This is a genomic window from Chamaesiphon polymorphus CCALA 037 (assembly GCF_003003845.1).
GTDB lineage: Bacteria > Cyanobacteriota > Cyanobacteriia > Cyanobacteriales > Chamaesiphonaceae > Chamaesiphon > Chamaesiphon polymorphus.
Map to the genome: position 1 here is coordinate 1 of NZ_PVWO01000249.1, position 8,287 is coordinate 8,287.

The 8,287-nt window shown below is 46.0% G+C and carries 8 protein-coding genes; 5 read left to right on the forward strand and 3 right to left on the reverse strand.

Annotation, left to right across the window (positions count from 1 at the left end; translation table 11 throughout):
- The first annotated feature begins 261 nt into the window (after positions 1 to 261).
- From C7B77_RS17740 to C7B77_RS17755, 4 genes are all read left to right on the forward strand, one after another.
- A complete protein-coding gene (locus C7B77_RS17740; RefSeq protein WP_106307693.1) occupies positions 262 to 1,473 on the forward strand; it encodes an MFS transporter in 1,212 nt (403 codons plus the stop codon).
- A gap of 21 nt (positions 1,474 to 1,494) precedes the next feature.
- Positions 1,495 to 3,021, forward strand: coding sequence for an iron uptake porin (locus C7B77_RS17745; RefSeq protein ID WP_106307696.1), 1,527 nt, complete (start codon positions 1,495 to 1,497; stop codon positions 3,019 to 3,021).
- Positions 3,022 to 3,040: 19 nt separating this feature from the next.
- Positions 3,041 to 4,741 carry an alpha/beta hydrolase gene (locus C7B77_RS17750; RefSeq protein WP_106307699.1) on the forward strand — a complete coding sequence of 567 codons (1,701 nt, stop codon included), beginning with the start codon at positions 3,041 to 3,043 and terminating at the stop codon, positions 4,739 to 4,741.
- Positions 4,742 to 4,921: 180 nt separating this feature from the next.
- Positions 4,922 to 5,305 (forward strand): hypothetical protein, encoded by a 384-nt coding sequence (locus C7B77_RS17755; RefSeq protein WP_106307702.1) that lies wholly within the window; start codon positions 4,922 to 4,924, stop codon positions 5,303 to 5,305.
- 157 nt (positions 5,306 to 5,462) lie between these two features.
- Here the strand turns inward: C7B77_RS17755 and C7B77_RS17760 are convergent, their stop codons facing one another.
- Positions 5,463 to 6,005 (reverse strand): lysozyme inhibitor LprI family protein, encoded by a 543-nt coding sequence (locus C7B77_RS17760; protein WP_146138379.1) that lies wholly within the window; start codon positions 6,003 to 6,005, stop codon positions 5,463 to 5,465.
- A 301-nt stretch (positions 6,006 to 6,306) separates the two neighbouring features.
- On the opposite strand from C7B77_RS17760, the gene purN reads away from it, so the two are divergent.
- Complete coding sequence (gene purN / locus C7B77_RS17765) at positions 6,307 to 6,939, forward strand: phosphoribosylglycinamide formyltransferase (protein ID WP_106307708.1); 633 nt, start codon at positions 6,307 to 6,309, stop codon at positions 6,937 to 6,939.
- 154 nt (positions 6,940 to 7,093) lie between these two features.
- Here purN and C7B77_RS17770 read toward each other — a convergent pair whose 3' ends face one another.
- Positions 7,094 to 7,771 (reverse strand): DsbA family oxidoreductase, encoded by a 678-nt coding sequence (locus tag C7B77_RS17770; protein ID WP_106307711.1) that lies wholly within the window; start codon positions 7,769 to 7,771, stop codon positions 7,094 to 7,096.
- 100 nt (positions 7,772 to 7,871) lie between these two features.
- Positions 7,872 to 8,287 (reverse strand): cob(I)yrinic acid a,c-diamide adenosyltransferase (locus C7B77_RS17775; protein WP_181243907.1); only part of this gene is annotated, 416 nt, incomplete at its 5' end.

Genomic DNA, 8,287 nt, shown 5'->3' on the forward strand with positions numbered 1-8,287 from the left:
GGGTGAATCGGTTGGGTTCTTCTACAGGGGTGATGGGGCAAGCCGTGCCTGATTTTACGGGGACAAAAACGGTAGAACTCGACACTGGCGATCGATTATCTTGTGAATTATACGGTCAGCGAATTGCAACAGCTACAAAGCGTTGGCAGAAGTAAATTGGACATATGTCAGATCCCCGACTTCTTAAAGAAGTCGGGGATCTAGCCTCACAAGTAACTCATAATTATTTATTTATAAACATCGAGCGAGATCGATCGATAAATGCCAAATCCTAATTCTTGGACGACTAAATTAACGTTACTGCTCGCCAGCAGCCTGACAGTCATGTCTGGTGCCACGGTTTCGCCATCGCTGCCAGCGATGCAACAACAATTTGAAAGTGCGATCGCAGATGCCGATCTACGAACAACTTTAGTTAAATTAGTAATTACATTACCCGCATTATTTATTGTCATTGGTTCGCCGATCGCCGGATCGATCGTCGATAAATTCGGACGCAAACCGCTATTATTAATTACCGCTATTCTGTATGGTTTTGCTGGTAGTTCTGGTTTATTTTTAGAAAGTTTGCCCGCAATTTTAGTCGGACGAGCGGTGTTAGGTTTGGCTGTGGCGGGGGTAATGGTGAGTGCTACTACTCTAATTGCCGATTATTATAGCGGCCCCGCACGAGCGGCATTTATGGGGCTACAATCGGGCTTTATGGGTTTGGGTGGTGTGGTGTTTCTAACATTAGGCGGCGCACTGGCTCAACAAAATTGGCATTATCCGTTTGGAATTTACCTGTTTGCATGGCCGATCGCCTTATTAGTGTTGGCGTTTATTGTCGAACCAGAACGGAGCGATTATCGCCAGCCAAATATGGGATCTGAAACCGATTTAACCAGTCAATCTACACCCGTTGGCGTGATGGTAATTGTCTATGGATTGACCACCCTCAGTCAAATTGCTTTCTACCTCATCCCCGTCCAATTGCCCTTTTTTCTCGATAGTTTAGTTAAGGCTTTGCCTTCTCAAAGTGGCATGGCGATCGCGCTTTGCACGCTATTTAGTGCGATCGCCTCAGTTACTTATGGCAAACTCAAACAGCGAATGGAATTTGTCACTTTCTTGCCTGCGATCTTCGGATTGATGGGCATCGGTTATCTGTTAATCGGTCAATCTTCAACCTGGTTGCAGGTTTTAGCCGGATTAGCAATTGCGGGAATGGGATTAGGAATTCTGATGCCGAATATGTCGGTGTGGCTCAGTTCTGCCGTCCCCGATACCATGCGGGGTAGGGCGTTGGGCGGTCTTTCCACGTCGATGTTCTTAGGACAGTTTTTATCGCCGATCGTGACTCAGCCGCTAACCAAATCTATGGGTTTAGGTGGCACCTACGCGCTCGTTGGGGGCGGTCTAGTTATCGTTGCCTTGGGATTTGCCATTTTCAAGTCTCAAGTGCGTAATTTAACCCGTTCTCGTGCAACTTAGGTGTCTAGGACAATTACCATAATGTTGAAATTTTGGCATCGATCTATTGCTTTCTCCATCGCCTTTATTATTTTCAATAGTCTGGGATCGAACAGTGTTCGATCGCATGAAACAATCGAGCCAAACTATCTTCAACAACCTGTAAATATTAAATCTAGCGATCGGGCATTTCGAGCCTTTACGTCAATCGTCAACCGTTATAATTGTCTGTCGCCATCTACTGAAACAAGTTTCGATCGCATCAGTCAGATCGATAGAAATAATTTTGCCAGATATCTCAACTATTGTACCGATCGAATCAAAGATCTGGCTGGAATAGCTCCCACAGATCTAGAAACATTGAGACAATTGCAAATAGAGTTTGCGACAGAACTTACTACTCTCAAAAGTAAGCTCGAACGACTCGATACTGATGTTGCAAAAATAGAATCTCAGCAATTTTCGACAACTACAAAACTTACCGGACAAGCAATCTTTGCTATTAATGCAGGCACATTTGGCGGCGACCGAATTATCGCTCCCAGAGGTGCGATCGTCAGTACGAGCCAGCCCAACGCTACCAGCCTCTATCGGGTCAGTTTAGACCTCAATACTAGTTTTAGGGGTAACGACCTGCTGAAAATCCGGCTAGTGGCTGCTAGCAATGGTAGCGGTGACAATGCGGCTGGGTTTCTAGAGCCTAATTTTGGCAGCGTGCTAGATTTTGCCGTACCAGGACGAGAACAAGTTAGTTTGGGACGGCTATATTACACCTTCAAACCGATTGAGGATCTGAGTGTTACCGTCGGCTCTCCAATGGTAGCACCAGATTTTATCGATCGAAATCGCTATGCTAATGCCAGTTTTCGGGACTTTTCCACCGCAGCACTTACTAATAATTTCATCTTACTACCCAGACCGGGTGGTGCTGGAGCGGCGATCGATTGGAAGCCCAACCAAAGCCAGTTCTCTGCTCGTGCTGTTTATATTGCCAGTAGTGGTTCTACCAATTTACCCGAAAATCAACAGTTTCTTGGCGGTGGTTCGCCAAATGATATCCGCTTGTTCCCCATTGCTGGGGGTGGTGCTACAGGCGGATTGTTTGGCGATCCTTATTTGGGAGTTGTCGAACTAGAATATGCACCGACAAAATCGATCGCGATGCGCTTACAATACAGCGGTGGCGAACTACTCGGTAGTAAATTTCAAGTAGTTGGAGTCAATACAGAAGTAGCAATTTCGCCCCAAGTCGGCTTATTTGTCCGCTATGGTTCTGGCTTTTATCCCAATACAACCCTTGGCGATATTCGTCCTCAATATTGGTCGGCAGGCATCGCCTTTCAAGATTTGTTCGTTAAAAACGATCTAGCAGGAATTGGGATCGCTCAACCGTTTCTACTCAGCTCAGTTGGTAATGCAACTCAAACTAATTTCGAGGCGTTTTATAACATCCCCGTTAGTAGTAGTTTACGAATGACACCGATCGTTCAAGTTATTACTAATCCAGCAAATCAAAGTAGTAATAGCTCGATCGTTACGGGGACAATTCGTGCAGTCTTTTCATTTTAGAGGATAAAGCTAATTAGTTATGATTTCGATTTCCGCTCGACTCCGTTGGTTCCAGACCCTTACCATTTCTATCTTCGCAACGATCGCAATTCCCTTGCCAGGACTGGCAGCCGATCGTTTGGTGGCTCGATTCCCGCCATTTAAAGATTTTTCAATTTCAGTCCGCGATCTCGAAACATTTGCCCAAAATGGCAAAATTCCTGTCAAGTATGCCGATCTAGTCAAACAAGTTCCCCCCGCACAATTGCAAGAGTTACGACAGTTATTACAGCAAAGATTGAATCTCAGTCCCGAATATGTCAAGCAATTTACCCGCGCACCCCTAGTCGAAAAGCTATTAGAACGGATTGGGGAATCGGTACAGACAGCTTCGCGCCAGAATGGGATGAAATCGCTCCAAACGGCAATAATTAGTGCTGCTGAAGATAAAGAACGCGGTTTGACGCTGACTAACGTCATCCGCCGATTTCCCAGCAGGGAAGTCCATCTCGAACTGGCGGAAGTATTTACCATTTATGATAATCTCACCGAATTATTCAAACGCCGAGATAGTACCGTCGTCGCGATCGATCGCTTGGCAACAGCCGAAGCCGCAACTTATCGACTCGATTTCTCCCAGCAAGCCGATCTCCGCCGCGCGGGGACATTGCGGTGGCAAAAACAGCGATTTGACTGGCTGGATAAATCGCGCCAACGACTAGTACCAGGAGATTTGTATTTACCGCAAACCAGCTCTAGCATTCCCATCCCCGTTATCGTCATTTCCCACGGTGTCGCTGAAGATCGCACCACTTACGCCTACTTAGCCGAGCATTTAGCCTCCCACGGATTTGCCGTTGTCGCCCTCGAACATGTCGGTGGCGATGCCAATCGTTTTCGGCAGTACTTTTCAAGTCTGGCTCCAGCTCCCAAAGCGACTGAATTACTCGATCGACCCCGCGATGTATCATTCTTGCTAGATGAGTTACAACGCAGGGCAACAAACGATCGTACCCTCCAAAAACTCGATCTCCGTCAGGTGGGGCTAGCTGGACATTCCCTGGGCGGTTATACGATTTTGGCTTTAGCAGGTGCCCAGATCGATTTCGATCGCGTCAAGCGCAGTTGCAACCCCAATCGCTCTCTAAATCTTTCGGTCTTGCTCCAATGTCGGGCAAACGAACTCAAACCTCAAGCCTATCGCCTGCAAGATCCCCGCATTAAAGCGATCTTTGCCATCAATCCTCTCGGTAGTACCCTATTTGGCAAGCAAGGCTTAAGTCAAATTCGCATTCCCGTATTCCTCATCGGTGGTAGTGATGATGTGGTTACACCTGCGGTACCGGAGCAAGTTTATCCGTTTACGTGGTTACAAACACCGGATAAATATCTCGCCATGATGATTAAAGGGACGCATTTTTCTACGCAAAATATTTCCAATAGCGATGGTATTTTTCCAGTTACCGACAGCTTTATCGGCCCAGATCCAGACCGCGCGCGGGTTTACACCCAAGCACTCAGTTTAGCCTTTTTTCAAACTCATTTAGCGGCTCGTCGTGAATTTCAAATTTATCTCAATGCTGCCTATGCTAAATCGTTGACACAGGATCGCCTTGGGAACATCGCCTCAACTGCGAATACCTCCTCTTTAAGACTCAATTTAGTGCAAGCGACTGCTGCTGAATCGATCGCACAAACCTTAGCCACAGATACTTCTCGCGCTCCCAAACTTCTGCCATAATTTGATTCAGGCAAAAATGAGGGTTTACCGCAGTTTATGAATACTAATCGTGCCGATATCCTGACGATAGTTCGTTGTCAGACTTGCGCTCGATCGAGCGAGCTGACATTACAAGTCGCTTGCTTTTGGGGTGCTTAGTGTCAAGATTGGATAACAATTCAACTCGATCGAGTTAAAGATATGGAAAATTCAGATTTGCCACAGCTCGCGCCCCAACAATCGGCACAAATCCCGCTCCAACCATTACGAATTCCGACAGGATGGCATGTTAATTATAATAATGGCTTGTTTGAAATCGATCCTTTACCAGAATTATTCCCTGATGAAAATCCCTGGTGGATCTTTAAAGAAGATATGCTGCAAATGCATAACGAGCAATTTAATCGACTGCTCGATTTAGGCTGGTATCCAGAAGGCGATTTAGTCGCGGGTCGTTATGGTCTAGTCGTCTATGAAGGTGATTTTAGAGGACGACTCTTATACGAATTTAGCACGCGCGATCGATTGGAACTGGTTGCAGAAATCGAAAGATTACTATCCGAAATTTGTCAAGATAAATTGTAGTAAAAATTATGCTTGATTGTATCTCTTTTGAAAAATCGAAAGTAAAACATTGTCGATCTTATTTGGATCTAATACCAAGCTTAAAAAATCGATCTACAGATATATCTATATAATTCGACCCTCTCTCGATCGGCTATCAACTATCAACTATCAACTATTATCGAACGCTCATCATTTCCTGAAGCTGACGCCGCCGCGTTTTGGTGAGACGTTGTTCGCACAGAGCAAATCGTTGAGTATTTTTAGTAAAATGTGCCGCTTCAAATTTACAATGCTGCGATCGATAGCGATGCCAATGAACTCGATCGATACTATTATTTGATTCAATCTCTACTAACTTTTTAGAAATACTTGCCGTTGTCAAATGTTGCAGATCGGCAATGCGATCGAGTGTTACACTACTCAGGCAATTATGATAGAGTAACGGTACCATCGAACTATTACCAAATGGCTCGATTACTTCTTGACAATGCGCCGTCCGAAAATGCAGCCAAGTTTTTTCTATGCTTGCTAGTTGCGCGCGATCGCGAGGATAAAGTTGACGCTCTAGCTTTTGATAAACATCCGATTTTAACTCATCCACATGTTTCGATCGCGCGATCGCACAACGATTGAGTGCAAGTTGTCCGGTATCGACACAATTCGATGGTGGAACTAACGATTCTGCCCGGATCGTGCTGGGGTTTATTCCAATTTCCATCGCTACAATCGCAGCCGAAATTGCCAATCTAAAACTTAATAATCGCACGCACAACTCAACTCAATTGAAAAAACTGCTCCTAATATAATGCTTCACATGCGATCGCGATTATTTCGGAGGAGTTGCCGATTTGCTCAGGCATTGGCTGGCGCGACACTCCCAACTCTCCCCACTCTCTTATCTATCTTTCTCATCTCCAGCTATTAACGCCGTTGCGAAAAATCTTAATTTCGATCTCATCTGGGTGAGAAATGCTATAACAATCTGGGGCACTTTGCTCGATCCTCACTTGCAATCATTCATGACCGATACATCCAGCCTCATCTCCCCCACACCCACGACGATCGATCTCGATCGATCTCCACTCATCCTCGGCATCATGGCATCGGGAAGTGGTAGTAACTTTGAAGCAGTTGCTCGATCGATCGCCAGTGGTAATTTAAATGCCAAGATCGCCGTCTTGATTCATAATAAGCCAGGAATTAAAGCGATCGAGCGCGCGCAACAACACGGAATACCCACCGTATTTCTCGATCATCGTAATTATCCCACCCGCGAAGAACTCGATCGAGCGATCGTCGATACTTTTCAGGCTCATCAGGTAGAATGCGTGGTGATGGCTGGCTGGATGCGGGTAATTACCCAAATACTTATCGATGCATTTTTCGATCGAATTATCAATATTCACCCCAGTCTATTACCTAGTTTCCCAGGCATTCATGCGATCGAGCAAGCCCTAGCCGCCAAAGTTAAAATTACTGGCTGCACGGTACATCTAGTCAGTCTCGAAGTCGATGCTGGGCCGATCCTCGTCCAAGCTGCCGTGCCAGTTTTAGCTAACGATACGGCGGAAACTCTACACGCACGGGTGCAGATTCAGGAGCATTTAATTTTGCCTCAAGCGATCGAAATCTTAGCCCATCAAATTAATTGATAATTGATAATTCGGTTGTTAGAGTAGGGTTTTAAACCCGATCGGAGCGAGCCACTGTCTTGTCTTGACGCACTACGCGCTAGAGGTTTCCTCCAACGCGTGCGTCACTTCATGAATTGAAACTACCCAAAATTTCGATCGAGCTATAAAATCCCTAGCACCAAGATTGCTCGCCGGGTGGGTTGTGCAACAACTCCCGAATATTGGCTTCAATAACCCGATAGCCGACATTGCCATTGAGTCGCTGCCGTCCTTCATTAAAAATTAGCGTGGGGCTGACTGTAACTGTATGCTCTTTTACTAAGTCAAAATCTTTCGATAACCGAGCGTATGCCGCACCACTATCGATTTGAGCTTGAATTAGATCGATCGATAATCCTAATTTCTCTGCAATGGCAAATTGCACTTGGCGATCGGAAATATCCGCTAGCTCCGTGAAAAATGCCGATCGAAATTCCCAAGTTGCTTTTTCAAATACCCGTTCCGATTTATCTACCAAACCATCGATTTCTAGTAGTTGAATCGCATGGAGAAACAAATGACAAGATGTCGAAGAAGCTGGCGTCACCTGCGTCCACACATCGGGATGAACGGTAATATGGTCGAAATTGCGCGCAGCAGCCAGAACGTGCGCGCTATATCCCGCCAATCCACCGCGATCTTGCCATCGCTGCTCCAACTTCTCACGAGCGTTACCAAAGACGGGGACAAAGTGGTGCTCGATATCGATCTTGTCTTTAAAAGTTGCTTGCAACTCATCCAAACGCACCTGTGCGATATAAGCCCAAACGCACAGAGCATCAGAAAAATAAATAATCCGAATTGGTTCCATAACGGTGTCCGCGTTAGTAGACTTTGGGAGTTGGGAGTTGGGAGTTGGGAGTTGGGAGTTAGGAGTCTGGTGTTTCGGGTGCTTCGGGAATGACTGGCGATTAGAAATCTACACCTCGGCGCAAATCTACACCGCGATCGGCATAATGTTTGTGACAGATCATTTCGGAGTGGACGCTGGCAATATTAAAGTAGGCAGGCGTATTGAAGCAGCGTCCGGTAATAATTACCTGAGTATCTTGAGGCTTATTGACCAGGCTGCGAACGATCGGTTCTTGATCGAGCAGATCGAGGTCTACAGTGGGGTTTAATTCGTCGAGAATGATGGTCTTATAGAGTCCAGAGGCAATCGCACTACTAGCGATTTCCCAGCCCCTTTGTGCCTCAATATAGTCGATATCTTGTTGTTTGCCCCGCCAGACGATCGTATCGCTACCACAGCGATGGCGATCGACTAGTTGCGGATAACTTTTCTTTAAAGCATCGATCGCGGCATCTTCAGTATAGCCAGTACCGC

Excerpts from the sequence above, each read along its gene's own strand:
- C7B77_RS17750 (WP_106307699.1), top strand. The coding sequence starts at position 3,041 with ATGATTTCGATTTCCGCTCGACTCCGTTGGTTCCAGACCCTTACCATT.
- C7B77_RS17740 (WP_106307693.1), top strand. The coding sequence starts at position 262 with ATGCCAAATCCTAATTCTTGGACGACTAAATTAACGTTACTGCTCGCC.
- C7B77_RS17770 (WP_106307711.1), bottom strand. The coding sequence starts at position 7,771 with ATGGAACCAATTCGGATTATTTATTTTTCTGATGCTCTGTGCGTTTGG.
- purN (WP_106307708.1), top strand. The coding sequence starts at position 6,307 with ATGACCGATACATCCAGCCTCATCTCCCCCACACCCACGACGATCGAT.
- C7B77_RS17755 (WP_106307702.1), top strand. The coding sequence starts at position 4,922 with ATGGAAAATTCAGATTTGCCACAGCTCGCGCCCCAACAATCGGCACAA.
- C7B77_RS17745 (WP_106307696.1), top strand. The coding sequence starts at position 1,495 with ATGTTGAAATTTTGGCATCGATCTATTGCTTTCTCCATCGCCTTTATT.
- C7B77_RS17760 (WP_146138379.1), bottom strand. The coding sequence starts at position 6,005 with ATGGAAATTGGAATAAACCCCAGCACGATCCGGGCAGAATCGTTAGTT.